The 23,039-nt window shown below is 64.5% G+C and carries 21 protein-coding genes and 2 pseudogenes; 7 read left to right on the top strand and 16 right to left on the bottom strand.

The annotated features are described in order from the left end of the window. The first annotated feature begins 41 nt into the window (after positions 1–41). Positions 42–1,085, top strand: coding sequence for an acyltransferase family protein (locus tag AC2T4A_RS11955; RefSeq protein ID WP_486743392.1), 1,044 nt, complete (start codon positions 42–44; stop codon positions 1,083–1,085). Here the strand turns inward: AC2T4A_RS11955 and AC2T4A_RS11950 are convergent. Next, positions 1,067–2,131, bottom strand: coding sequence for a GGDEF domain-containing protein (locus tag AC2T4A_RS11950; RefSeq protein WP_486743391.1), 1,065 nt, complete (start codon positions 2,129–2,131; stop codon positions 1,067–1,069). The two genes, AC2T4A_RS11955 and AC2T4A_RS11950, sit on opposite strands and share 19 nt — an antisense overlap. A gap of 174 nt (positions 2,132–2,305) precedes the next feature. Between AC2T4A_RS11950 and AC2T4A_RS11945 the strand changes: the two genes are divergently transcribed. Next, entirely contained in the window at positions 2,306–2,740 is a 435-nt protein-coding gene (locus AC2T4A_RS11945) for a 3-isopropylmalate dehydratase (protein ID WP_416744427.1), read from the top strand. A gap of 21 nt (positions 2,741–2,761) precedes the next feature. On the opposite strand, the gene AC2T4A_RS11940 is transcribed toward AC2T4A_RS11945, so the two are convergent. Beyond that, positions 2,762–3,199, bottom strand: a complete 438-nt coding sequence (locus tag AC2T4A_RS11940; protein WP_478378849.1) for an HIT family protein — start codon at positions 3,197–3,199, stop codon at positions 2,762–2,764. Between the two features lie 156 nt (positions 3,200–3,355). Between AC2T4A_RS11940 and AC2T4A_RS11935 the strand changes: the two genes are divergently transcribed. After that, positions 3,356–4,060, top strand: a complete 705-nt coding sequence (locus AC2T4A_RS11935) for a glutathione binding-like protein (protein WP_486743390.1) — start codon at positions 3,356–3,358, stop codon at positions 4,058–4,060. 99 nt (positions 4,061–4,159) lie between these two features. Here the strand turns inward: AC2T4A_RS11935 and hrpA are convergent, their stop codons facing one another. The 6 genes and pseudogenes from hrpA to fadD1 all read right to left on the bottom strand — a co-directional run bounded on the left by hrpA (position 4,160) and on the right by fadD1 (position 12,809). Continuing rightward, positions 4,160–8,221, bottom strand: a complete 4,062-nt coding sequence (hrpA, locus tag AC2T4A_RS11930; RefSeq protein ID WP_486743389.1) for an ATP-dependent RNA helicase HrpA — start codon at positions 8,219–8,221, stop codon at positions 4,160–4,162. A gap of 165 nt (positions 8,222–8,386) precedes the next feature. Next, complete coding sequence (locus AC2T4A_RS11925; RefSeq protein ID WP_486743388.1) at positions 8,387–8,863, bottom strand: hypothetical protein; 477 nt, start codon at positions 8,861–8,863, stop codon at positions 8,387–8,389. A gap of 11 nt (positions 8,864–8,874) precedes the next feature. After that, positions 8,875–9,126 (bottom strand): GlsB/YeaQ/YmgE family stress response membrane protein, encoded by a 252-nt coding sequence (locus AC2T4A_RS11920; protein ID WP_486743387.1) that lies wholly within the window; start codon positions 9,124–9,126, stop codon positions 8,875–8,877. A 227-nt stretch (positions 9,127–9,353) separates the two neighbouring features. After that, positions 9,354–9,953: pseudogene (locus AC2T4A_RS11915) on the bottom strand (methyl-accepting chemotaxis protein); the annotation flags it as partial. A gap of 258 nt (positions 9,954–10,211) precedes the next feature. Beyond that, positions 10,212–11,084 (bottom strand): annotated as a pseudogene (locus AC2T4A_RS11910) (cache domain-containing protein); the annotation flags it as partial. Positions 11,085–11,123: 39 nt separating this feature from the next. Next, positions 11,124–12,809: a long-chain-fatty-acid--CoA ligase FadD1 gene (gene fadD1 / locus AC2T4A_RS11905; RefSeq protein WP_416744439.1), complete on the bottom strand. Its 1,686-nt coding sequence runs from the start codon at positions 12,807–12,809 to the stop codon at positions 11,124–11,126. Between the two features lie 447 nt (positions 12,810–13,256). Between fadD1 and AC2T4A_RS11900 the strand changes: the two genes are divergently transcribed. Then, a complete protein-coding gene (locus tag AC2T4A_RS11900; protein ID WP_416744440.1) occupies positions 13,257–13,493 on the top strand; it encodes an HP1242/YdcH family protein in 237 nt (78 codons plus the stop codon). A 76-nt stretch (positions 13,494–13,569) separates the two neighbouring features. Here AC2T4A_RS11900 and fadD2 read toward each other — a convergent pair whose 3' ends face one another. Further along, positions 13,570–15,258: a long-chain-fatty-acid--CoA ligase FadD2 gene (gene fadD2, locus AC2T4A_RS11895; protein ID WP_486743386.1), complete on the bottom strand. Its 1,689-nt coding sequence runs from the start codon at positions 15,256–15,258 to the stop codon at positions 13,570–13,572. Between the two features lie 306 nt (positions 15,259–15,564). Here fadD2 and AC2T4A_RS11890 point away from each other — a divergent pair, with 306 nt between their 5' ends. The 3 genes from AC2T4A_RS11890 to AC2T4A_RS11880 all read left to right on the top strand — a co-directional run bounded on the left by AC2T4A_RS11890 (position 15,565) and on the right by AC2T4A_RS11880 (position 18,306). Then, positions 15,565–16,518 (top strand): lysophospholipase, encoded by a 954-nt coding sequence (locus tag AC2T4A_RS11890; RefSeq protein ID WP_486743385.1) that lies wholly within the window; start codon positions 15,565–15,567, stop codon positions 16,516–16,518. After that, a complete protein-coding gene (locus AC2T4A_RS11885) occupies positions 16,515–16,985 on the top strand; it encodes a MaoC family dehydratase (RefSeq protein WP_416744445.1) in 471 nt (156 codons plus the stop codon). The genes AC2T4A_RS11890 and AC2T4A_RS11885 overlap by 4 nt, the downstream gene beginning before the upstream one ends. 142 nt (positions 16,986–17,127) lie before the next feature. After that, positions 17,128–18,306: an MFS transporter gene (locus AC2T4A_RS11880; protein WP_486743384.1), complete on the top strand. Its 1,179-nt coding sequence runs from the start codon at positions 17,128–17,130 to the stop codon at positions 18,304–18,306. On the opposite strand, the gene AC2T4A_RS11875 is transcribed toward AC2T4A_RS11880, so the two are convergent. The 7 genes from AC2T4A_RS11875 to AC2T4A_RS11845 all read right to left on the bottom strand — a co-directional run bounded on the left by AC2T4A_RS11875 (position 18,287) and on the right by AC2T4A_RS11845 (position 22,964). Then, positions 18,287–19,144 carry an efflux RND transporter periplasmic adaptor subunit gene (locus AC2T4A_RS11875; RefSeq protein WP_416744448.1) on the bottom strand — a complete coding sequence of 286 codons (858 nt, stop codon included), beginning with the start codon at positions 19,142–19,144 and terminating at the stop codon, positions 18,287–18,289. The two genes, AC2T4A_RS11880 and AC2T4A_RS11875, sit on opposite strands and share 20 nt — an antisense overlap. 13 nt (positions 19,145–19,157) lie before the next feature. Continuing rightward, the gene (locus AC2T4A_RS11870) at positions 19,158–19,367 is read right to left on the bottom strand and encodes a DUF1656 domain-containing protein (protein WP_416744450.1); all 210 of its coding nucleotides are present in this window, start codon (positions 19,365–19,367) and stop codon (positions 19,158–19,160) included. Next, positions 19,354–21,342: an FUSC family protein gene (locus AC2T4A_RS11865; protein WP_486743383.1), complete on the bottom strand. Its 1,989-nt coding sequence runs from the start codon at positions 21,340–21,342 to the stop codon at positions 19,354–19,356. The genes AC2T4A_RS11870 and AC2T4A_RS11865 overlap by 14 nt, the downstream gene beginning before the upstream one ends. A gap of 184 nt (positions 21,343–21,526) precedes the next feature. Next, the gene (ccoM, locus tag AC2T4A_RS11860) at positions 21,527–21,637 is read right to left on the bottom strand and encodes a cytochrome c oxidase subunit CcoM (RefSeq protein WP_024764625.1); all 111 of its coding nucleotides are present in this window, start codon (positions 21,635–21,637) and stop codon (positions 21,527–21,529) included. A gap of 215 nt (positions 21,638–21,852) precedes the next feature. Further along, complete coding sequence (locus tag AC2T4A_RS11855) at positions 21,853–22,014, bottom strand: hypothetical protein (protein ID WP_416744454.1); 162 nt, start codon at positions 22,012–22,014, stop codon at positions 21,853–21,855. Continuing rightward, positions 22,011–22,610 (bottom strand): alpha-ketoglutarate-dependent dioxygenase AlkB family protein, encoded by a 600-nt coding sequence (locus tag AC2T4A_RS11850; RefSeq protein ID WP_416744456.1) that lies wholly within the window; start codon positions 22,608–22,610, stop codon positions 22,011–22,013. Before AC2T4A_RS11850 ends, AC2T4A_RS11855 begins: the two co-directional genes overlap by 4 nt. A 48-nt stretch (positions 22,611–22,658) precedes the next feature. After that, positions 22,659–22,964, bottom strand: a complete 306-nt coding sequence (locus tag AC2T4A_RS11845) for an aspartate-semialdehyde dehydrogenase (protein ID WP_416744458.1) — start codon at positions 22,962–22,964, stop codon at positions 22,659–22,661. Between the last annotated feature and the right edge of the window lie 75 nt (positions 22,965–23,039).

Below are 23,039 nucleotides of genomic sequence, written 5' to 3'. Positions count from 1 at the left end.
GCCCCTTTTCTTTTATCCACAGACGGAGGGCTCGCCCACCCATGCTGGTTTCGCTTCAGGCACTGCGGGCACTGGCCGCCTGGCTGGTGGTGTTCCATCACTTCATGCAGGTGTTCTTCGATTTCCGCGCCGACAGCCTCGGCGGCAAACTGCTCTCCACCCGCGGCCAGGTCGGGGTGGATATCTTCTTCGTCCTCAGCGGCTTCGTGATTCATCTTTCCAGCGCCGGCAGGCCGATTTCACCCGTGACCTTCCTGGTCCAACGCCTGGCCCGCGTCGCCCCTGCCTATTGGCTGTACACGGCAATCACCGCACTGATCATCTACGCCTTTGCCGACGTGATGCCGATCTACGGTGTCGGCGGCAAATCACTGCTGCTCTCGCTGCTGTTCATCCCCAGCGAAAACCCCGGCGGCTTCGGGCTGTATCCGGTGCTGCCGGTAGGCTGGACGCTGAACTTCGAGATGCTCTTCTACGGTCTGTTCGCGCTCTCCTTCCTGGTGGCCGAACGCTGGCGGCCCTGGCTGGTGACCGCATTGGTGCTGCTGGTGGCGCAGGTGCTGGCGCGCGAGCCGTGGCTCAGCAACTTCTACCGCAACCCGATCATCTTCGAGTTCCTGCTCGGCCTTGCACTCGCGGCGCTGTACCGGCGCGGCTGGCTGAACTGGCCGCGCCCGCTGGCACTGCTGATGGCCGCCGGAGCAGTGACGACCCTCTTGCTGTTCCCGGCCGACCATCCATGGCGACTGCTGACCTGGGGCCTGCCTGCCGCCGCGCTGCTGGCCGCGTGCGTGGCGCTGGAGCCGCTGTTCGAGCGCAACCGGGTGTTGCACGCGCTGGGCGACTGGTCCTACTCGGTGTATCTGCTGCACGTGATCGTGCTCTGGCTCGCCGCCTACTGGCTGCATGAGCGACTGGGCCTGACGCCGTACCAGACGCTGATCTTCAGCGTGCCGGCTATCCTGCTGCTCTCCTGGCTGAGCTATGAATGGGTGGAACGCAAGATGGCCCGCCAGCTGCGCACGGCTTATGCGCGCATCGCCGAGCCGCTGGCGGCCAGGCGTGCTCAGACCGGGTCGCTGTAGACCAGCCGATTGCGCCCCTCGGCCTTGCCGCGATACAGGCGGCGGTCGGTGCAGCGGTAGAGCTCGTCCGCATCCAGGCCATCGCCGGGCCATTCGGCAAGGCCGAATGTGGCGGAAATCGGGATGCGTTGGCCGTGGTACATCAACGGTCCCTCGTCGATCTCTCGGCGCAGGGACTCCACCAGCGGCTTGGCGTCGAAGCGGTCGGTGAAGGGCAGCAGCAGGCCGAACTCCTCGCCGCCCAGCCGGCCGATCAAGTCAGTGGCGCGCAGGCGGTGGCGCAGGCGGTTGCACAGATGCTGCAGTGCCTTGTCCCCGGCATCGTGGCCCCATTGGTCGTTGATGCTCTTGAAGTGATCGACATCCAGTACCACCAGCACCAGCCGCGTCTCGTAGCGCGCCGCCTCCTGGATGCAACGGCGCAAGGTGCGCTGAAAGCTCTCGCGGCTGGCCACGCCGGTCAGCGCGTCGGTCAGCGCCAAGTGCCGCAGTTGCTTGTAGGCGGCGGCGCGGCGCTCTTCGTAGACGTGCATGAAGGCGATCACCAGCACGCCGCAGAAGACCCCGTTGCCGATGTCGATCAACCCCGGCGCGTCCAGCCGGACCTGGTTGGCGTGCAGGTACATCACCGTGGCGATCAGCATGAAGGGCACGGCGAGCAGGAAGCCGCGCACTTTTCCCAGGAGCAGATAGGCCATCACCGGCATCAGGTAGACCCAGACGAAGGCCGTCGCCGAAGCGTTGGGCATGACGATGATGTAGAGGATGAAGCAGAAGGTCGGCAGCAGGTAGGCGATGATCCACGGCACCAGGCGCGTGACCCGCTTGAGCCGCTGGGTGGCCCACAGCAGCAGGCCACAGGTGATCAACTCGGCCCCGGCCAGCCAGTAGTTACCGGCGAAGAACTGGAGAATCGAAAACAACCCCAGAGTCGCGCCGGTACAGGTGAAGATCAGCCGCATCAGCAGACGATGGTCTGCTTCCTCCAGGCCGGTCGGTCCGGCGCTGGACTCGAACAGGTGGTCGGGATCGCTGTTGCGGTGCATCGCCCTGCTCCTTGGCTCGACCGCCCGGCGGTTCGGCCGAAATGGCGGCATCCGGGCACTCCAGCCCGACTCAGGTTTTCTGAAGACTACTCCAATTTCCCACAACGCGTAGCCAAGCCGACGGAAACCGGTCGGATGGGCTAGCCTAGGCTGCATTGTCCATGGAGGAAGTCTATGCGTTCGATCCTTGCCGTCCTGTCCGTGCTCGCCATTTCCACAGGGGTGTTGTCCGGCTGTGCCTCGTACCAGAGCGATGAAGTCCACCCCGTCCCCACCGACCGCCTGCTGGCCTACCAGCAGCCGGGCAAGGACAGCGTCAAGGTCGACGTCACCCGTGACGTGGGCTACATCGGCGGCGGCTGCTATGTCGCCCTCACCATCGACCATGAAATCGCGGCGCGGATCGGCAAGGGCGAGTCGGCCAGCTTCCACGTGCCGGCGGGCAAGCACGTGGTCGGCATCATCGGCGACAAGGACGGCGAAGGCCTGTGCAGCAAGGCCATGCTGCGCCGCGAACTGCTCGTGCCGCTGATCCCCGGTGGCGACAACACCTTCCGCATCGTCAGCGACAACCGTACCGGTTTCGACATCAAGCCGGCTGTCGAGTAAGCCCGACCGCGCAGGTGCGCCTCAGCCGTTCAGTCGGGCGACGAGGCGCGCCTGCAGCTTCTCCAGCTCTCCTGCGTCGGCCTTGTTCGCCGCATGGATGCCCAGGCCCTCGCCGGCATAGCGCGGAACGATGTGCACGTGGATGTGGAACACCGTCTGACCGGCCGGCGCACCGTTGAACTGGGCGACCTGCACACCATCGGGGTTGAGTTCTTCGACGATCACGCCGGTCAGCCGCTGCACCACGCGCATCACCTTGGCCAGTGCATCGGGGTCGACTTCGAGAATGTTGCGCGCCGGGGAATTCTTCGGGATCACCAGGGCATGGCCGTAGGATTGCGGGAACAGATCGAGGAAGGCGAGCACGTCGTCGTCCTCGTAGAGCTTGTAGCAGGGTGCCTCGCCACGAATGATCTGGGCGAAGATGTTCTGCGGATCGTAGCTGCCTTGCAGGCTCATGGTGGGCTCCTTGTCTATCGACCGCGACGGGTCCGGTGGCGTGACTCTGGGCCCGCACCATACCGGTTTGTCGCGCGCGGGTCATGACCGTCGACGCGCGGAGGTCTATCCTGAGGCCTTTCGCTGCTTTTCCTCAGTCACCTGACCGGAGTATGCATGTCAGACCTTTCCGCGTTCCCCATCACCCGCAAATGGCCCGCCGAACACCCTGACCGCCTGCAGCTGTATTCGCTGCCCACGCCCAACGGCGTGAAGGTCTCGATCATGCTCGAAGAGCTCGGCCTGCCTTACGAGCCGCACCTGGTCAGCTTCGAGCGCAACGACCAGATGAGCCCGGAATTCCTTTCGCTGAACCCGAACAACAAGATCCCGGCGATCCTCGACCCCAACGGTCCGGACGGCAAACCGCTGGCGCTGTTCGAGTCCGGCGCGATTCTGGTCTACCTCGCCGACAAGACCGACTCGCTGCTCGCCCCCGGCGCCAGCGGCCGCTATGAAACCCTGCAGTGGCTGATGTTCCAGATGGGTGGGATCGGCCCGATGTTCGGCCAGATCGGCTTCTTCAACAAATTCGCCGGCAAGGACTACGAGGACAAGCGCCCGCTGCAACGTTACGTGGACGAGGCGAAGCGCCTGCTGGCCGTACTCGACGGCCACCTGGAAGGACGCGACTGGATCATGGGCGAGCGCTACACCATTGCCGACATCGCCACCTTCCCGTGGATTCGCAACCTGGTTGGTTTCTACGAGGCGGGAGAACTGGTGGGCTTCGAGAACTTCCAGAATGTGAAGCGCGTACTGGAGCGTTTCCTCGCGCGACCGGCGGTGCAGCGTGGGCTGAATATCCCGAAGCGCGATTGAATCTGTTGCGTAGGAGCGAGCTTGCTCGCGAACCCGCCCAGCTTCAGATCCGCCGGGAAACGGTCCGCGAGCAAGCTCGCTCCTACAGGGAATCCAGCGTCAGGCCTCGACCTGGCTCCACTGCTTCGACAGGCGCTTGTCCGACACCGGTAGCTTCGTCCCCAACTGCTGGGCGAACAGCGAGACGCGGTACTCCTCCAGCATCCAGCGGTACGCCACCAGTTCCGGGTCGCGCTTGCCTTCCTGGGCATGCTTGGCCAGGCGCGCCGAATACTGTTCCCAGTAGCCGGCCATCTCGCCGCTCCACACGCGGTCGCGCTGCACCTGTCCGGCAACCTTGTCCAGGCGCTGTTCGATCGCCTTCAGGTAGCGCGGGTATTCCTTCAGCCATTCCAGCGGCGTGTCGCGCACGAAGCCGGGGTAGACCAGCTTGGCCAACTGCCCCTTCACGTCATTCAGCGGCACAGTCATGGCCAGGTCGACTTTGCCCTTGAAGCGCTTCTGCAGGCCGTGCCAGAGCTTGAGAATTTCCAGGGTCAGGCGGGCGATGCACTCGGCGTGCTCGGTCCAGGCGCCGCGCTTCTTCTCGGCCAGTGACGCAAGCCCGGCGCCGTCGCGCGGCAGATTGCTTTCACCTTCGAGAATGGCACTGTCCAGGCTGGCCAGCAGGATGTCTTCCACCAGCGATTCGACGCGGCCCAGCTCGCGGTAGAGCAGGCCCATGTCGGTCTGCCCCGGCAGCTTGCTGCGCAGGAACTTTGCCGGCTCGGCCAGCTGTTGCAGGAGCAGACGCTGCAGGGCGCGACGATGCTGGTATTCAGCCTCGGCCTGGGTCGGGAAGCGGTTCTCCTTGACCACGCCGGCTTCTTCCACCAGCGCCGGATAGACCGTCATCGACAGCCCGGCGACCTTCTGCTGGACCTTCTGCGCCACTTCGCCAAAGCCCTTGGCCTCCACCGGCTTCTGCTGCTTGTCCGCCTGCGGAATCGCCAACGCGGCCTGGCTGGCCTCGGCGAAGCGCGCGGTTAGCTCGGCAAGATCGCGGCCTTCGCCGAGGAACTTGCCCCGGGCGTCGACCACTTCGATGTTCATCCGCAGGTGGCTTTCCACCTGGGTTTCAGCTTCCGCCCAAGCCTCTTCCGACACGCGGCTGCCCGTCATGCGCTGCAGCTCGCGACCGAGGGATTCTGGGAGCGCGCCCTCGGCGAAGACCATCTTGCCCAGCGCGGCGCGGACGAAGTCCGGCACCGGCACAAAGTTCTTGCGGATCGCCTTGGGCAGGCTGCGTACCAATTCGATGCATTTGGCTTCCAACAGCCCCGGCACCAGCCATTCCAGGCGTTCGGCGGCCAACTGTGGCAGCAGCGGCGCCGGTACGCGCACGGTGACACCGTCACGCACGTGGCCCGGCTCGAAGTGATAGGTGAGCGGCAATTGCAGCTCGCCCAGTTGCAGGCGGTCCGGGTAGAGGCCGGCGGTGACTTCGCTGGCGTCACGGGCGAGGACATCCTCCTCGCGCATGATCAGCAGGTCCGGCTTCGCCTTGTGCTCGCGCTCGTACCATTTCTCGAAGCTGGCGGACTGGTAGATATCCGCCGGTAGGCGCTCGTCGTAGTAGGCGAACAGGGTTTCCTCGTCGGCGAGGATGTCGCGCCGGCGCGCCTTGGCTTCCAGCTCGTCGAGCTTCTCCAGCAACTGGCGGTTGGCCGACAGGCACTTGGCACGGCTGTTGATCGCGCCGCGCACCAGCGCCTCGCGGATGAACATCTCGCGGGATACCGGCGCATCGATCGGGCCGTAATGCACGGCGCGGCGGCCAATGATGATCAGGCCATACAGGGTGACCTGCTCGTAGGCCACCACCTGGCCACGGCGTTTTTCCCAGTGCGGTTCCAGGTAGTTCTTCTTCACCAGGTGACCGGCCAGCGGCTCCAGCCAGTCCGGCTCGATCTTCGCGACCATGCGGGCGAACAGCTTGGTGGTCTCCACCAGTTCGGCGGCCATGATCCACTGCGGCTTCTTGCGGCCGATCACGCTGGAGGGATGAATCCAGAAGCGCCGCTGACGCGCGCCGAGGTAGTCGCCCTCCTCCGCCTTCTGGCCGATCTGGCTGAGCAGGCCGGAGAGGATCGCCTTGTGTACGGCGGCGTAGTCGATGTCGCGCTGCTTCGCCTCCGGTTCAGTTCCCTTGTTGGAGCGAGCTTGCTCGCGAACGCTCTTCGAGTCTTTACCGACGCCCTTGTTGTCCTGGGACTTCGCAGCGTTGGGCTGTTCGCGAGCAAGCTCGCTCCTACCGGTGCCACGGTCCGGCTTCGTGAAGGGCAGCTGCAGCTCACGGCAGATCAGCGTCAGTTGACGGTGCGCATCGCGCCATTCGCGCAGGCGCAGGTAATTCAGGAAATTCTTCCGGCACCAGTTGCGCAGCGGGTTCGAACCCAGCGCCTGGCGCTGTTCTTCGAAGCCGCGCCAGAGGTTGATCAGCGCAGCAAAGTCCGAGTCAGGGTCCTTCCACTGCGCGTGGGCCTGGTCAGCGGCCTGTTGGCGATCCATCGGCCGCTCACGCGGGTCCTGCACGGACAGCGCGCTGGCCACCGTGAGCACTTCCGGCAGGCTGCCCAGTTGCGCCGCCTCCAGCAGCATGCGGCCCAGGCGTGGGTCGATAGGCAGGCGCGCCAGTTGGCGGCCCAGCGGCGTCAGCTGGCCCTCGCGGTTCACTGCCGAGAGTTCCTGCAGCAGGGTGAAGCCGTCGTTGATCGCCTTGCCATCCGGCGGCTCGATGAAGGGGAAGGCCTCGATGTCGCCCAGGCGCAGGTGGAGCATCTGCAGGATCACCGCCGCCAGGTTGGTACGCAGAATCTCCGGATCGGTGAAGGCCGGGCGACCGTTGAAATCTTCTTCGCTGTACAGGCGCACGCAGATGCCCGGTTCGACCCGGCCGCAACGGCCCTTGCGCTGGTTGGCGCTGGCTTGCGAGACGGCTTCGATGGGCAGGCGCTGGACCTTGGCGCGATAGCTGTAGCGGCTGATACGCGCTGTGCCGCTATCGATCACGTAGCGGATGCCCGGCACGGTCAGCGAGGTCTCGGCGACGTTGGTGGCGAGCACGATCTTGCGTCCCGGCATGGGCGCGAAGATCTTCTGCTGCTCGGCCGGCGTCAGGCGCGCATACAGCGGCAACACTTCGGTGTGGCGCAGGTTGGCCTTGCGCAGCATGTCGGCGGCATCGCGAATCTCGCGCTCGCCGGGGAGGAATACCAGCACGTCGCCGGGGCGCTTGCCGACTTCGCGCTCATGGGCGGCGATCTCGTCCAGCGCGCGAAGGATGCCCTGGTCCACGGAGAGGTCGTCGAACAGCGCCTCGCCGTCCTCGTCCACTTCCGCCGCCAGCGGGCGGTACCAGGTTTCCACCGGATAGGTGCGGCCCGAGACCTCGACGATCGGTGCGTCGCCGAAATGCTTGGAGAAACGCTCCAGGTCGATGGTCGCCGAGGTGATGATCAGCTTGAGGTCGGGCCGGCGCGGCAGCAGCGTCTTGAGGAAGCCGAGCAGGAAGTCGATGTTCAGGCTGCGCTCGTGGGCTTCGTCGACGATGATCGTGTCGTAGCGTTCGAGGTAGCGGTCATGCTGGGTCTCGGCCAGCAGGATGCCGTCGGTCATCAGCTTGATCAGCGTGTTTTCGTCGCTCTGGTCCTCGAAGCGCACCTGGTAGCCGACCAGCGAACCCAGTGGCGTGCCGATTTCCTCGGCAACGCGGGTCGCCACGCTGCGCGCAGCCAGCCGGCGCGGCTGGGTGTGGCCGATCAGACCGTGGGTGCCACGGCCCAGCTCCAGACAGATCTTCGGCAGCTGGGTGGTCTTGCCCGAGCCGGTCTCGCCGGCGATCACCACCACCTGGCTCTTTTCCAGCGCCGCCTTGATCTCGTCGCGCTTGGCGGCGATCGGCAGGCTGTCGTCGTAGCGGATCTTCGGGATGCTCGCGCGGCGCGCCTCGACCTTGGCGCAGGAGGCCTGGAAACGCTCGGCCCACTGGGCGAGCTTGGCTTCATCAGGCTGCTTACGCAGTTCGTGGAGCTGCCGGCGCAGGCGATGGCGGTCGCGGATCATCGCGTGATCCATGCGCTGCAGGAGCTGTTCGGGAGTCGGCGTGCTGTCTGTAGTCATCGGCTTCGCGGGCATCAGGCGGGAGCGGCGCGAGCAGGTGCGGGGCCGGTCCCTGAAGTGGGCTGTCATGGCGACAATGGGGGAATTGTCGCAAAAGACCGGCACGGGCCGCCACGCCGATTACATGGCGGCCCGGATTGGCGGGGCATTGCGCCCCGGCTCGGCTCAGCCCTGCTGGTGCTCGCGCAGCTTGGCCAGGGCGATGGCCAGGGCGGCGCCACCCAGGGTTTTGATCAGCGTGGGGTGCTGGGCGTAGAAGTGACCGATGCTTTCCACCACACCGGGATTGGCCTTTTCCGCCTGGGCGGCCATGGCTTCCACATCCGACGGACTCAACTGGCTGGCCTGCTCCGGGGTCACTTGCGTGGCGCCAGGTTGCAGCACCCTGCCCAGCCCGCCGCTCATCATCTGGCTGAGTAACGCGGGACCGGCAGCAGCCAGTAGCTGGTTCAGCATACCCGCGCGCTGTACATCGTTGGACTGCCCGAACAGCTGGCTCACCGTGTTGGCGAAAGGCGGCGTCTGATCGGAATGGAACATGGCGGCGAGGCTTTGCCCCAATACGCTGGCCGGCGCGTTATCAAGGTGCTCTTCGGAAACGGCACCCACTACCTGCTGCAACAACGAATCCATCAAGCTCATGGCGACTTCTCTCAGTTCTTTTTGACGAACAGCACGTGGTAGAAGACGAGCAGGACTATTGCGCCAATGACCGCGCCAATGAAGCCCGTGGACTCGCCGGGTTGGTAGATGTGCAAGGCCTGGCCCGCGAAGGTCGCCAGCAACGCGCCGGCAGTCCCCAGGGCTGCGGTAATGAAGAAGCCCAGGGAGTTGCTCCCGGGGGCCAGCCACCGCGCAACAAGCCCTGCAACGAAGCCGATACAGATCGTCCAGATAAGGTGCATGACGCTAAATCTCCGCAAGAGTGGAAAAGCGCGGCCGAGACTACGAGCGGCACAGGTGCGGAGATATCGGTGATTTCCGAAAAGCGCGACGGGGAATGGTTACTATCACCAGCGCCGTGGCGCCGGTGGATGATCTTGAAAGGATGCGGACTGGCGATTGCGCCTGTAGCCGAATCGGAGCGCCCCGCTGAGCGCTCCCGATCCGTCCACGCTGCGGCGCTGTCAGCTCAGATGCGGAACTGGCCCACCAGTTGCCGCAGGCGCTCGCCCAGGCCGTTCAACTCGGTCGCGGTGCGCGCGCCCTTGGCGGCGTCGTCCGCCACGCTGTCCACGCCACCAGCGATCTGGTGCACGCTGCGATTGATCTCTTCGGCCACAGCGGTCTGTTCTTCGGCGGCACTGGCGATCTGGGCGTTCATCGAATTGATGGTGCCGATCAGTTGGGCGATGGCGTCCAGCGACTGACCAGCCTGGTTGGCCTGGCCACGGGTGCGTTCCGCCATGTCGCTGGCACGCTGCATGGCGCTTACCGAGCCTTCCGTGGTGCCGCGCAGGCGATCGATCATCTGCTGGATTTCCCCGGTGCTCTGCTGGGTGCGGCTGGCCAAGGCGCGGACTTCGTCGGCGACCACGGCGAAACCACGCCCGGCCTCGCCGGCACGGGCCGCTTCAATGGCGGCGTTGAGCGCCAGCAGGTTGGTCTGCTCGGCGATGGAGCGAATCACTTCCAGTACGCCGACGATGCCCTGCACGTCCTGACGCAGGGTGTCGAGGGAGTCGCTGCTGCTGCGCACCTCGCCCACCAGGTCGTTGATCTGCGAGACGCACAGGTCCACTTCGCGCTTGGCTGCCTGGCCTTCGCGGTCGGTCTGCTGGGCGGCATCGGCCGCCTGCTGTGCACTGCGCGCGACCTCCTGGGCGGCGGCGGTCATCTCGTTGATGGCGGTGGCAACCTGGTCGGTCTCGTGGCGCTGCCCGTCCATTGCGCGCTCGGAGCGCTGCGCCTGCTGGGCCACGTCGCCCACCAGACCCGACAACTGGTTCGTGGTGCCGGCGACCTGCTGCACCAGTACATGGATCTTCTCGACGAAACGATTGAACGAACCCGCCAGTTCGCCCAACTCGTCATGGCGGCCCAAGTTCAGGCGATGAGTCAGGTTGCCGTCACCGGCGGCCATGTCGTCGAGATTGTCGCGTACCTGCACGATGGGCTGGACGATGGTGCGGCTGAACAGCCCGGCAAGCAGGCCGATCACCACCACCAGCGCCAGCGCGGAGCCGCCCATGAGCAGCAGCAGGTTGTCGATCTTGGCATCGAAAGCGGCGCCGGCTTCCTTCACTTCGCGCTCGACATCATCGAGGTTCAGCGAGGTGCCGAACACCAGGTTCCACTTGGGCAGGAAGTGGGCGTAGCCGATCTTCGGCACGATGGCGTTGCCGCCGGGCAGGGTGAAGCTGTAGCGCACGTAGTGCTGACCGCTCTGCCCCGCCGCCACCAGTTCGCGGATGGCATAGACACCATTGGGGTCGCGATAGCCGCTGAATTCCTCGCCCAGACGCTCGTCGCTGGTGCCCTGGAAGACGCGCACGGAGCGAGTGTCATAGCCCCAGAAGTAGCCGCCCTTGCCGTATTCGAGGCGCTTGAGGATCGCGATGCCCTGCTCGCGCGCCTGGGCATCGCCCTGCGTCGCGGCCTGATAGACCGGGCCGACGGCAGCCAGCGCCACATCGACGAAATTCTTCAGCTGAGCTTCACGGTCCTGGGTGAGGTTCTCGCGGATCTGCGCTTCCTGCTGGCTCGCCAGTTGCTTCAAGGCGATGGTGGAAATAGCGCACAGCAGCAGAGTGAGGAGCAGGATCGGCACGATGGCCAGGAGCAGGACCTTGGCGCGCAAACGGAGGGCAGTGTTCAAGGCGTTCACCTCAAGCGGATAAGGGACATGGCTTCCTTGCCCCATCAAAAAACCCGCCTTGCGGCGGGTTTCTTGTATATCGGCTTAAGCCCTGATCTTCTTGAGCTCTTCGTCGCGCAATTCGCGGCGCAGGATCTTGCCGACGTTGGTGGTCGGCAGGCTGTCGCGGAACTCCACGGACTTGGGACGCTTGTAGCCGGTGAGGTTGTCGTGCATGTGCTGCATGACTTGCTCCTTGGTCAGGGTGACGCCCGGCTTGGACACCACGAAGACCTTGATCGCCTCGCCGGACTTCTCGTCCGGGATGCCGATGGCGGCGCACTGCAGCACGCCCGGCAAGGTGGCGAGCACGTCTTCCAGCTCGTTGGGGTACACGTTGAAGCCCGACACCAGGATCATGTCCTTCTTGCGGTCGACGATACGCATGTAGCCGTCTTCCTGGATGATCGCGATGTCGCCGGTACGCAGCCAGCCGTCCTTGTCGAGGATCTCGTCGGTGGCTTCCTGGCGCTGCCAGTAGCCCTTCATCACCTGCGGGCCCTTGACGCACAGCTCGCCACGCTCGCCCAGCGGCAGGTCCTGGCCGTCATCGCTGATGACCTTGCACTGGGTCGACGGAACCGGGATGCCGATGGTGCCGATCTGAATGTTCTGGAACGGGTTCACCGACACCACCGGGCTGGTTTCGGTCATGCCGTAACCTTCGCAGATGGCGCAGCCGGTGACGTCCTTCCAGCGCTCGGCAGCAGCCTGTTGCAGCGCCATGCCGCCGGAGAGGGTCAGCTTCAGCGCGGAGAAGTCCAGCTTGCGGAAGCCTTCGTTGTTGCACAGGCCGACGAACAGGGTGTTCAGGCCGACGAAGCCGGTGAACTTCCACTGCGACAGTTCCTTGACCATGCTGGCCAGGTCGCGCGGGTTGGTCACCAGGATGTTGTGGTTGCCGGTGAGCATCATCGCCATGCAATGGAAGGTGAAGGCGTAGATGTGGTACAGCGGCAGCGGGGTGATGAGGATCTCGCAACCTTCATTGAGGTTGGCACCCATCAGCGCCTTGCACTGCAGCATATTGGCGACCAGGTTGCGGTGGGTCAGCATCGCGCCCTTGGCCACGCCGGTGGTGCCGCCGGTGTATTGCAGCACGGCAACGTCGTCGTTGTGCGGCGAGACTTCCTTCACCGCCTTGCCACGGCCCTTGGCCAGGACGTCGGTGAGCTTCTGCGCATTGGGGATGGTGTAGGCCGGGACCATCTTCTTGATGTTCTTGACCACGAAATTGACGATGAAGCGCTTGAGCGGCGGCAGCATGTCACCCACTTCGGTGACGATGACGTTGCGGATACCGGTCTTGGGCAGCACTTCCTCGGCCAGGTGCGCCATGTTCGCCAGGCACACCAGCGCCTTGGCGCCGGAGTCATTGAACTGGTGCTCCATTTCCCGCGCGGTGTACAGCGGGTTGGTGTTGACCACGACCAGGCCGGCGCGCATGGCGCCGAAGACCACGACCGGGTACTGGAGCACGTTGGGCAGCTGCACGGCAATGCGGTCGCCGGGCTTGAGATCAGTGTTCTGTTGCAGGTAGGCGGCGAAGTCCCCGGAGAGCTTGTACATCTCGCCGTAGGTCAGGGTCTTGCCCAGGTTGCTGAAGGCAGGCTTGTCTGCAAAACGTTGGCAGGATTCTTTGAGTACCGCGAGGATGTTCGGGTACTGGTCAGCGTTGATCTCGGCAGCGATCCCCACTGGGTATTTGTCCTTCCAGAAATTGTCGGTCATGGAAGCCCACTCCTAAGCAACAGCTCATCTTTACCGCGTTCGCGGTTCTTTGTTGTGTTTATGTCGCTTTCCCCTGCTCGGGGAGCGAAAAGCGGGCCGAGATTATCAGCTTTGGGAAACAGCGACCAGCACCAAACACAGCCTCGTCCGTAAGAAAAATGACCAGAGACAGGCTTTTCGGTCACTAACCTTCCTTTCGTCGGAAAGGCCCGTCCCAGAAGGCTCGCAGCCTTGTTGGATTGTCTGACAAAGTAGATTTCAGGGAAATGAAACCGGAAAAAGGATGGGGGCTCTGGGTCAGATCTGTCCCGTTACTGGGAAGATTCGTCCGCGTTCGATTGGGCGGTTTCGGGGAGGTCCATCGTTGCGAAGCCTTCAGTGATCTACCTCAACATAAGCCGGTTGCGGATACCGCAAAGTGCTTCTGCACTCTCCTGGAGAACCCTCATGTTTCCTGAATTCCGTGAAAAGATTACCCGCCTCAAAGCCGAAGACCCGCATTTCGCCAAGCTCTTCCATAGCCACAACGATCTCGACCAGGAGATCAAGAACATGGAAGCCGGCATCACTCCCGCCTCGCACGACACCATCGAAACACTGAAGAAGCAGAAGCTGCAGCTCAAGGACGATCTCTACGAGATCCTGCGCAAAAAGGACGGCTGCTGCGGCGGCTGTGGTGGTTGATCGGCCCTGGCCGTCTACCCGCCAAAAATAAAAAGGGGCTGATCCTGGATCAGCCCCTTTTTCATTCACGCTGGCGTCAGGCGGTTTCGCGCAACTCCCGGCGCAGGATCTTGCCTACCGGAGTCATCGGCAGGGCGTCCTTGAGCACGATGTGCTTGGGCACCTTGTAGCCGGTGAAGTTTTCCTTGCAGTAGGCCTTGAGCTCTTCGACGGTCACGCCGCCTTCGCGGGCGACGACGAACAGCTTCACCGCCTCGCCGGATTTCTCGTCCGGCACGCCGACCGCCGCGCAGTTGGCGACTTTCGGGTGGGCCATGACCACGTCCTCGATCTCGTTGGGGTAGACGTTGAAGCCGGAGACGATGATCAGGTCCTTCTTGCGGTCGACGATGCGGGTGAAACCGTCCGGGTCGATCACCGCGATATCACCGGTGCGCAGCCAACCTTCGGCGTCCAGCACCTCGGCGGTGGCGTCCGGGCGCTGCCAATAGCCTTTCATCACCTGCGGGCCCTTCACGCACAGCTCGCCACGCTCGCCCAGGCCGACGTCGTTGCCGTCGTCGTCGATGACTTTCAGCGCGGTGCCCGGCACCGGCAGGCCGACAGTGCCCAGACGCGCCGCATCACCGTAGGGGTTGGTGCTGACCACCGGGGACGTTTCAGTCAGGCCGTAACCTTCCACCACAGTACAGCCGGTCATCGCCTTCCAGCGCTCGGCGGTGGCGGTGACCAGCGCAGTGCCGCCGGAGTTGGTGACCTTCAGGTTGGAGAAGTCCAGTTCCTTGAATTCCGGGCGATCCATCAGGGCGACGAACAGGGTATTCAGGCCCAGCAGCGCGGAGAAGCGCCACTTCTTCAACTCCTTGATGAAGCCGGGGATGTCACGCGGGTTGCTGATCAGCACGTTGTGGTTGCCGTTCACCATCATGCACATGCAATTCGCGGTGAAGGCATAGATGTGGTACAGCGGCAGCGGCGCGATCATGACCTCGTTGCCGACCTGCATCAGCGGCTTGCCGTCCGGGCCGTGCTGCTGCAGGCAGGCGTGCACCTGCTGCATGTTGGCGACCAGGTTGCCGTGGGTGAGCATGGCGCCCTTGGCCACGCCGGTGGTGCCGCCGGTGTACTGCAGCACCGCGATGTCTTCCAGGCCGACCTTGACCGGCTGCAGGCCATGGCCGCGCCCCTGGCGCAGGGCCGATTTGAAGGAGACGGCCTGGGGCAGGTTGTACTCCGGCACCATCTTCTTCACGTGCTTGACCACGGTGTTGACCAGCAGGCCCTTGAGCGCGGGCTGCAGGTCGCCCATCTGCGCCTCGATCAGGTATTCGATGCCGGTATCGGGCAGCACTTCCTGCACCAGCTTGCCGAACAGGTTCACGTAGACCAGCGCGCGGGCGCCGGAATCCTTGAACTGGTGGCGCATTTCGCGAGCGGTGTAGAGCGGGTTGGTGTTGACCACGATGAGGCCGGCGCGCAGGGCGCCGAACACGGCGATGGGGTATTGCAGGATGTTCGGCATCTGCACGGCGATGCGGTCGCCGGGCTTCAGGTCGGTGTGCTTCTGCAGGTAGGCGCCGAAGGCGGCGGACAGGCGATCCAGCTCGGCGTAGGTCAGGGCCACGCCCATGTTGCTGAAGGCCGGACGGTCGGCGAATTTCTTGCAGGAGCGCTCGAAGACTTCCACCACCGATTTGTAGGCGGTCAGGTCAATGTCGCTGGGCACGCCGGCCGGGCGTTTGTCGTTCCAGAAATCAGGTTGCATTTATTCTTGTCCTCATACCTGAGCGAAACCGAACCGTCATTGCGGTCATTCGACGGAAGCTAGCAGTTCCTTTGGTCATCGCAAAGACTCCAGGCGGCGTCATAGACTGCGTGAATCTTGCGCCACCATCCCGGCGTGGCGCGGGATAGAGCCGACGACCGCCTAGGACGGGCCTTACACGACATCGGCCAGGTGCTGTCAGCAATCCATACAGAAGATGTCCCGGCGTGGCAGAATCGCCCCGTCCGGCCCGCTCCATGGCCCCATTCCAATAAGAATCGACGAACAAGAAACAGGATGGACCCCATGCCCTACGCCGCCTACTGGCTCCCCGCCAGCGACGAGACACCGCTCTATACCCGCCACTGGGCGCCGGAAGGCCCGTCCCGCGGCGCCCTGATGCTGTCCCACGGCATGGCTGAGCACGCCGGCCGCTACGAACGCCTGGGGCTGGCCCTGAATGCCGCCGGCTACCACCTCTATGCCATCGACCAGCGCGGCCACGGCCGCACCGCCGAGAACGGCGAGCTGGGCCACTACGCCGACCGTGGTGGCTGGGGCAAGGTGATCGGCGATCTGCACACGCTCAACCAGCATGTGCGCGAGGAGCACCCGGACCTGCCGATCATCCTGCTCGGCCACAGCATGGGCAGCTACATCGGCAGCGCCTACCTCATGCAACACAGCGCCAACGTGAAGGCAGCAGTACTGTCCGGCTCCAATTACCAGCCGGTGGCGCTGTACAAGAGCGCACGGGCCATCGCCCGCTTCGAGCACTGGCGCCAAGGCCCGCTGGGGCGCAGCGCGCTGATCGACTTCCTGTCCTTCGGCTCGTTCAACAAGGCCTTCAAGCCCAATCGCAGCGCTTTCGACTGGCTCAGCCGCGACCCGGCCGAAGTCGACAAGTACGTCGCCGATCCGCTGTGCGGCTTCCGCTGCAGCAACCAGCTATGGCTGGACCTGCTCGGCGGACTGGCAGACATCACGCCGATCGAACATCTGGCAGCCATCCGCAACGACCTGCCCGTACTGGTGATCGGCGGCGAACGCGACCCTGTCAGCCAGGGCAGGCGTTTGCGCGATCTTGCCCAGGCGATGACTCGTGCCGGGGTTCGTGACGTCCAACTGAAGATTTATCCCGACGCTCGCCATGAGTTGTTCAACGAGAGCAACCGCGACGAGGTCACCGCCAACCTGATCGACTGGCTGGGCGTGCAGTGCCCGGTCCCGCAGGTCGAGAAATCCGAGGAGCCCTTATGACTTCCGTACAGAACGTCCCTTACGAAGAACTCGAAGTCGGCCAGAAGGCCAACTTCCAGCGCAACGTGACCGAGCGCGACATCCAGTTGTTCGCCGAGGTCTCCGGCGACCGCAACCCGGTACACCTGGACGCCGACTATGCCGCTACCACCCAGTTCAAGGAGCGCATCGCCCACGGCATGCTGACTGGTGCGCTGATCAGCGCGGCGATCGCTACCACCCTGCCCGGCCCGGGCACCATCTACCTCGGCCAGAACCTGGCGTTCACCCGCCCGGTGAAGCTCGGTGACCAGCTGACCGTGGAATTGGAAGTGCTGGAGAAACTGCCGAAGAACCGGGTGCGCATCGGCACCGTGGTGCTCAACCAGGACGGCAAAGCCGTGGTGAAAGGCGAGGCCGAAGTGCTGGCCCCCGCAGAGAAGCTCAACATCGAATTGCCTGCCCTGCCGCCGATCACCGTCGGCTGACGTATGTTCCGGGGCCGGCCATCCGGCCCCGGAAACTTGTATACCGTTTTTCGCTCGACTACCCTGCCCCCGTCACCTCACATCCATCCGGGATAACCGAAGGCTACGTGCCCGAAACCCCTCACCGGGAATCGGAGCCGCCATGGACCTTCGACTGCTTTTGCTATCCCTCTGCACCTTTGCCGCGGGCCTCGCCGAGGCCATCCTCACCGGCATCCTGCCCTCGCTCGCGGCTGACCTGCAGGTTTCCCTCAGCCTCGCCGGGCAGCTCACCAGCCTGTTTTCCCTGAGTTTCGCCATCGCCGCGCCCTCGCTCGGCTGGCTGACCCGTGGTGCCGACTGTCGCCGGCTGCTGGTGATCACCCTGCTCGTATTCGCCGCCTTCAATGCCGGCGCCGCGCTGAGCCCCGGCTATGGGTCGCTGCTGCTGATGCGCATCGGCATGGCTGCCTGCTGTGGACTGTTGATCATGCAGGCCAGCCTGCTGGCCGTGGAGCTGGCGCAGCCGGCGCAACGCGGCCGCGCCCTCGGGCTGATCTTCATGGGCATCAGCGGCTCGCTGGTATTTGGCGTGCCGGCCGGTGTGCTGGTCAACGAATGGTTCGGCTGGCGCTGGATCTTCGCCGCCATCGCCCTCTACTCGCTGCCCCTGGCTGTCCTGCTGCAGATCGCCCTGCCCCGTCGGGCGCTGGATAGTCCGGCCAATGGCGCAGCCTACAAACGCCAACTGCGCAGCCCGGCGCTGAACCTGGCGCAACTGGTGTCGATCCTCCTGCTGGGCGGGCACTTCACCCTGTTCGCCTACATCACGCCGTGGTTCCAGCAGGTCGCCGGGATCACCGACAGCCAGGGCATCGCCCTGACCCTGCTGCTGATCGGCCTGGCGGCCATAGGCGGCGGCTACCTGGGTGGCTGGCTGAGCGACCACCTCGGCCATCGCCGTGCGCTGGTCGTGGTCCCGGTGCTGTTCGGCCTGGCGATGCTGGCGATTCCACTGAGCCTCGGTCATCCGTGGCTGCTGCTCGGTGCGCTGATGGTCTGGAGCACCATCAGCTGGATGATCTCGCCGGCCGTGCAGAGCTACCTGCTGGCCAGCGACCCGGCCAGCGGCAGCGCAGGGGTGGCGCTGAATACATCGGCGATGCACCTGGGCGTGGCCCTCGGCGCGGCACTGGGAGGCGCGGTGATCAGCCTCGCCGGCATCGCCTGGACACCCTGGGTCGGTATCAGCCTGGTAGCGGCGTCGGTGCTGTGCGCAGCGCTGTCCTGCTGGTTCGGGCGCGAACCCCAGGCGGAGGGAATCAGCGCTCCTTTACGGTGACACTGGCGGTCATCCCGGCACTCAGGTGTACGCCCTCGGGCACCTTGTCCAAGTGGATGCGCACCGGGATGCGCTGGGCCAGGCGCACCCAGTTGAAGGTCGGCTCGACGTTGGCCAGCAACTGGCTGTCGGGGATCGCATTGCGGTCGGTGATGCCGCTGCTGATGCTTTCCACAGTGCCATCGATGGCGATGTCGCCGCTCATCAGCACCACCTGGGCCGGCTGGCCGACGCGGATGCCCGGCAGTTTGGTTTCCTCGAAATAGGCCGTGACGTAGAAGGACTTCTGGTCCACCAGCGCCATCATCGCCTGGCCGGCCTGGGCGTAGTTGCCCTGGGCCAGGCGCAGGTTGGTGACCTGGCCGTCGCGCGGGGCGCGCATTTCGCTGCGGGTCAGATTCAGTTGCGCCAGGCGCACCTGGGCCTGCGCCTCGTCGTATTCGCTCTTGGCGATGGCGGCGTTGATCTGCGCGGTTTCCTTGTCCTCGGCACTGATCGCGGCGATACCGAGCTTACTGCGCCGCGACGCCTCGCTCACACGCAACAGGTATTGCTGGTGCCGGGTCTCGGCCAGGGCCTTGGCCTGCTCCAGGTTCGCCGCGTAGCGCTCGTGGTCGATACGCATGATCAGGTCGCCGGCCTTGACCTGCTGGTTGTCCTGCACGGCAAGGTCGGTGACCCAGCCGGAAACATCCGGCGCTATCACCACCACGTCGGCGCGCACGCGCGCGTCGCGGGTCCAGGGCGACAGCATGTAGTAGCGCCACAGCCAGGTGCCGGCCATGACCGCGGCGATGACCAGAATGATAGTGACCGCTACGCGAAGGTAACCGCGCATACAGCTTCTCCTCTCAGGGTGCTCCGCTCAACGCCCAGGTGATGGCGCAGAGAATCAGCACGAACAGCGAGCAATCGAAAAGGGCTTCGTGCCAGATCCACCGGCCGAAGCGAGTGGCCTGCAGCAGCAGGCGCAAAACCACGGTCAGGCCCAGGGCCAACACCGCGTAGATGAACAGCGGGCTCAGGAAAACGCCGCCCCAGCCGTACTCATGCAGTCCCATTGGCGTCCTCCAGGCGGCACCATTGGCGCCAGGTATGACGCAACTGCGCCAGCGCCGCGCGAGCCAGGCGGTTGGGTTCGTTGTCACCCTGCAGGTCGTGCGCGAGCGCTTCCTCGAGGGGCGGGCACAGGCTTTCCAGGCGCTGCTCGCGCCCTGCGCCGGGGCCCTTTTCCAGCACACTGCCCAGGGCGCCGAGGAACTGGTCGCGACGCTTGCGCAGTTGCCCTTGCGCTCCGCTGAGGCAGGAGCGCAGATGGATCAATTCGTTGCCTAGGTCCAGCGCCAGCAAGCCATCTTGCCAGCGTTTCTGTTCTTCCCTGGGCAGCAGGGTGTAGTGCCGCGCCAGGCGGATCAGGCGATCGGCCATGCGCCCGCCGAACCAGTTCTCGGCTTCGCCCAGCGGCCGCCGGGTCAGGCGCCCGAGGTCTTCGCACGTGGCCTGGATCAACCGGCGGTTGAGCCAATCCGCCGGCAAGGTGAGCAAGCGGAACACCAGCACCGCGAAGCCCACGCCGATAACGATGCCCTGGGCCGAATTGAGCAGGTTGGCCAGGTCGTACTTCATGACGTTGCTCGGCGCCACCAGGGTAATGAAATGGATCGAAAAGGACGTCGCAGTGCCCGCCAATGCCGGTGTCGCCATGCCCAGCAGGGCGAAGAACAGCGGCACCCCCAGCGCCAGGCACAGCAACGGGAAGCCGTTCCACTGCGGTAGCAGCCATTGGCTGACGATGGCCGCCGACGGAATCGCATAGAGAATACCGCGCAGGAAACCCAGGCCGATGGTGACGGCGTTGTCACGGTTGGCAAACAGACTGCAGATCACCGCCGCCAACAGCATGCCGCCGGTGGCCGCCGGCCAGGCAGTGGCCATCCAGAACGCTGACATGCCCAGCAGCGCCAACGCGCTGCGCAGGCCGTAGAACAGCGCCATCAGCCCGTCGCGGTGCCAGGAAAGCGTGCCGGTGGCGACGTCGTCCACCCGTCCGTCCGCCACGGCGCGCATGGTCTTCTCCGAGTTCAGCGCCTTGAGCAACAGCAAGGAGCAGCGAGTCAGGCAGTAGCGCAGGTCGTTGGAGTGCTTTTCATCCAGCCCGGCCTCCTGCAGGCGCTCCTGCAACGAGCGCATGGCGTCGACCTGCGGATCCTCCAGGGTGGCGCGCAGTTCCTCGAACCAGGGCTGCAGGCGCGCGCGGTCGTCGGCATCCAGCACGCTGCGTTGTCGAGCCACGCCACGCGCGGTGCGCAGCAGGCTGAGCAGGTCGCGGGAAAGAATCCGCAACGCCCGCGAACGCATGCGTCCGCGATAGCCCTCGAACCAGGCGTGGTCACGCTGCACATCGACTTCGACGATCTTGCCCAGCGCCTGTAGCAGCCCCTTGATCTGCCGCGCGTCGGCATCGATCTCGCTGCGCGCGGCCTGCATGCCGGTGAGCCAGGTGGCATGGGCCTGTTTGTCCAGGTTGGCCTCGACGCGGCGCGGCCAGAGGATGGCGCTGACCGCCGAGGCACAGAGAATCCCCAGGCAGATTTCCGTACTGCGCGCCACCGCCTGGTCGAACACTTCCAGGGGATGACTGATCGCCGGCAGGCAGATGATCGCCACGGTGTAGCCCGAAAGCACGAAGGCATAGGAAACATGGTTGCGCAGGCTAGTCGAGGCGGCAGTGCAGAGCCCGAGCCAGAGCGAGATGGCCAGCAGGAACAGCCAGGGCGTCTGGGCGAACAATGCCATCATCACCACCGACATGGCGGTGCCGACGAGGGTACCGATCAGGCGGAACAACCCTTTGGCCACCACCATGCCCGACATCGGCTGGGAGACGATGAACACCGTCATCAACGCCCACTGCGGCTGCTCGAGGTCGAAGCGAAAGGCACACCAAAGTGCCAGGCCGCCGGCCAGGAGGGTCTTGATCGCGAATTTCAGCGCCAGCGTATCCGGCGCGAGGAATGCCTGTAGCGTAGGTCGCACGCGGTCTCTCGAAAGGGTCCGGGTCTATCGCTTAACGATAGCCGGCAAACCGGATGGATGAATCGTTACCAATCATATTATTAGCAGGCTAACAATATGTCATCCCGACTTTCGTAGAGGCAAAAAAAAAACGGGCGACCTAAGTCGCCCGAAGTGCCTTGCGTGCTCTGTGACTCTGTAAGGATCAGCTCTTCTTGTGGCTGTCCTTCCAGATGAAAATTCCGACCCCGCCGAAGAAAACAACCATCAGTCCGACGGTAAGGATGCCTGCGAGAACCACTTCGTCGATGAACATGATGCTGGCCTCCTGTTGCCTACATCGTCTGGGGATGTGTGCAGATTACCGGCGGCCGGGCGGGGCAAATTGACCTGGATCAATGGACGACAAGGCGCTTTCCGGGGAGGGCCGGAGCACTGACTCAGGTCAAGTTTCAGGTGAGGTATGGTGCGGCGGGAAGCCGCGCAGGGCGGGCCCTGGCGGCAAAAAAGCGGGAATTCTGCGGGTAAGTCTCAGCGTTTCTTCGGCTTGCTCTTGTTCTTCTTGCGCGGCTTGCCCAGCGGCAGCGCCTGCTCGAAGGCCTTGCGCACGTCCTGCAGGCGCTTTTCGTGTACGTCGTGGATGCGCTTGTCGCGCTCGGCGTTAAAGTCGATCAGCTTGTCGTCGTTGCTCATGGCAAGGCATGCACCAGGCGGAAGGTCAGATTCAGGCGCGGTGCGACCGGACGGCGCGTCTTGGCAACCTGATGTTGCCAATAATGCTGTGTCGCGCCGGACATGACCAGCAGTGAACCGCCAGACAGTTCGATGGAATGTTCGATTGTGTTTCGCCCTTTTCGCCGCAAGTCGAAACGCCGCGTGCCGCCCAGGTTCAACGAGGCGACCAGCGGGTTGCGCCCCAGCTCCGGTTCGTCATCGCTGTGCCAGCCCATCGAGTCCTGGCCGTCGCGATAGTAGTTGAGCAGCACGCCATTGAAGGATTGACCGGCGGCCTCCTCTACCGCGGCACGGATCTCCGCCAACAGCGGCGTCCAGGGCAGCGGCGCATGGGTCAGGCCGGAATAGGTATAGAAGGCTTCGGGATCGCCGTACCAGTTGACCAGGCGCGGCACCGGGTAGTCGCGGCCATGCAGGTGCACTTGCGGCTGCTCCCAGGGCGTTTCCGCGAGCAGTTGCTCCATCCAGCGGGCGGCGCGCTCCGGCGCACACCAGTCGGGAAACAGGCGCAGCTCGGCATCGGGTAGCAGGATGGGGGCGTCGTCGAACAGCATGGACAGCTCGGGGAATCAGCGAGGGGCACAGTCTACTCCCCTGGCAAGTCAGACCTCGACATCGATCCACAGCCCCTTGCGCGGCGCGGCCTGCACTTCGTCGCCCAACTCCTCCACTTCCTCCAGCTCTTCCAGCGCCTCGCCCTCGGGCGTGCCGTCGGCGAGTTGACGGCGCTTGCGCCGACGCTGGTACTCCTCGCGCAGCGCCTGCTCGTCCGGGCGGCGCTCCAGCTCCACGCCGGCATTGCCCGCGCTGGGCGCAGGCGGAGTCACCGGGGTGACATCCGGTCGCGGCTTGGGCACGTCCTGCTGAGCAGTGACGGGTGCCAGACTATGGGGAATCGGCGGCAGCATAGGCTGGTCCTGGGGCAAACCCTGTGGAATGGCGCTGACAAGTCCTCTGGTCAGGCTATCGGCGCAGCGGCTACA

It is taken from the genome of Pseudomonas sp. PVC-3-1, from assembly GCF_057444315.1.
This window is presented reverse-complemented; position numbering and strand designations above follow the sequence as displayed.

Excerpts from the sequence above, each read along its gene's own strand:
- AC2T4A_RS11940 (WP_478378849.1), bottom strand. The coding sequence starts at position 3,199 with ATGAGCCTGCAAGGCAGCTACGATCCGCAGAACATCTTCGCCCAGATC.
- AC2T4A_RS11925 (WP_486743388.1), bottom strand. The coding sequence starts at position 8,863 with ATGAGCTTGATGGATTCGTTGTTGCAGCAGGTAGTGGGTGCCGTTTCC.
- AC2T4A_RS11950 (WP_486743391.1), bottom strand. The coding sequence starts at position 2,131 with ATGCACCGCAACAGCGATCCCGACCACCTGTTCGAGTCCAGCGCCGGA.
- AC2T4A_RS11945 (WP_416744427.1), top strand. The coding sequence starts at position 2,306 with ATGCGTTCGATCCTTGCCGTCCTGTCCGTGCTCGCCATTTCCACAGGG.
- AC2T4A_RS11875 (WP_416744448.1), bottom strand. The coding sequence starts at position 19,144 with ATGCGCGGTTACCTTCGCGTAGCGGTCACTATCATTCTGGTCATCGCC.
- hrpA (WP_486743389.1), bottom strand. The coding sequence starts at position 8,221 with ATGACTACAGACAGCACGCCGACTCCCGAACAGCTCCTGCAGCGCATG.
- AC2T4A_RS11855 (WP_416744454.1), bottom strand. The coding sequence starts at position 22,014 with ATGAGCAACGACGACAAGCTGATCGACTTTAACGCCGAGCGCGACAAG.
- AC2T4A_RS11920 (WP_486743387.1), bottom strand. The coding sequence starts at position 9,126 with ATGCACCTTATCTGGACGATCTGTATCGGCTTCGTTGCAGGGCTTGTT.
- AC2T4A_RS11885 (WP_416744445.1), top strand. The coding sequence starts at position 16,515 with ATGACTTCCGTACAGAACGTCCCTTACGAAGAACTCGAAGTCGGCCAG.
- AC2T4A_RS11870 (WP_416744450.1), bottom strand. The coding sequence starts at position 19,367 with ATGGGACTGCATGAGTACGGCTGGGGCGGCGTTTTCCTGAGCCCGCTG.
- AC2T4A_RS11845 (WP_416744458.1), bottom strand. The coding sequence starts at position 22,964 with ATGCTGCCGCCGATTCCCCATAGTCTGGCACCCGTCACTGCTCAGCAG.
- AC2T4A_RS11900 (WP_416744440.1), top strand. The coding sequence starts at position 13,257 with ATGTTTCCTGAATTCCGTGAAAAGATTACCCGCCTCAAAGCCGAAGAC.
- AC2T4A_RS11935 (WP_486743390.1), top strand. The coding sequence starts at position 3,356 with ATGTCAGACCTTTCCGCGTTCCCCATCACCCGCAAATGGCCCGCCGAA.
- fadD2 (WP_486743386.1), bottom strand. The coding sequence starts at position 15,258 with ATGCAACCTGATTTCTGGAACGACAAACGCCCGGCCGGCGTGCCCAGC.
- AC2T4A_RS11850 (WP_416744456.1), bottom strand. The coding sequence starts at position 22,610 with ATGCTGTTCGACGACGCCCCCATCCTGCTACCCGATGCCGAGCTGCGC.
- AC2T4A_RS11955 (WP_486743392.1), top strand. The coding sequence starts at position 42 with ATGCTGGTTTCGCTTCAGGCACTGCGGGCACTGGCCGCCTGGCTGGTG.
- ccoM (WP_024764625.1), bottom strand. The coding sequence starts at position 21,637 with ATGTTCATCGACGAAGTGGTTCTCGCAGGCATCCTTACCGTCGGACTG.
- AC2T4A_RS11880 (WP_486743384.1), top strand. The coding sequence starts at position 17,128 with ATGGACCTTCGACTGCTTTTGCTATCCCTCTGCACCTTTGCCGCGGGC.
- fadD1 (WP_416744439.1), bottom strand. The coding sequence starts at position 12,809 with ATGACCGACAATTTCTGGAAGGACAAATACCCAGTGGGGATCGCTGCC.
- AC2T4A_RS11890 (WP_486743385.1), top strand. The coding sequence starts at position 15,565 with ATGCCCTACGCCGCCTACTGGCTCCCCGCCAGCGACGAGACACCGCTC.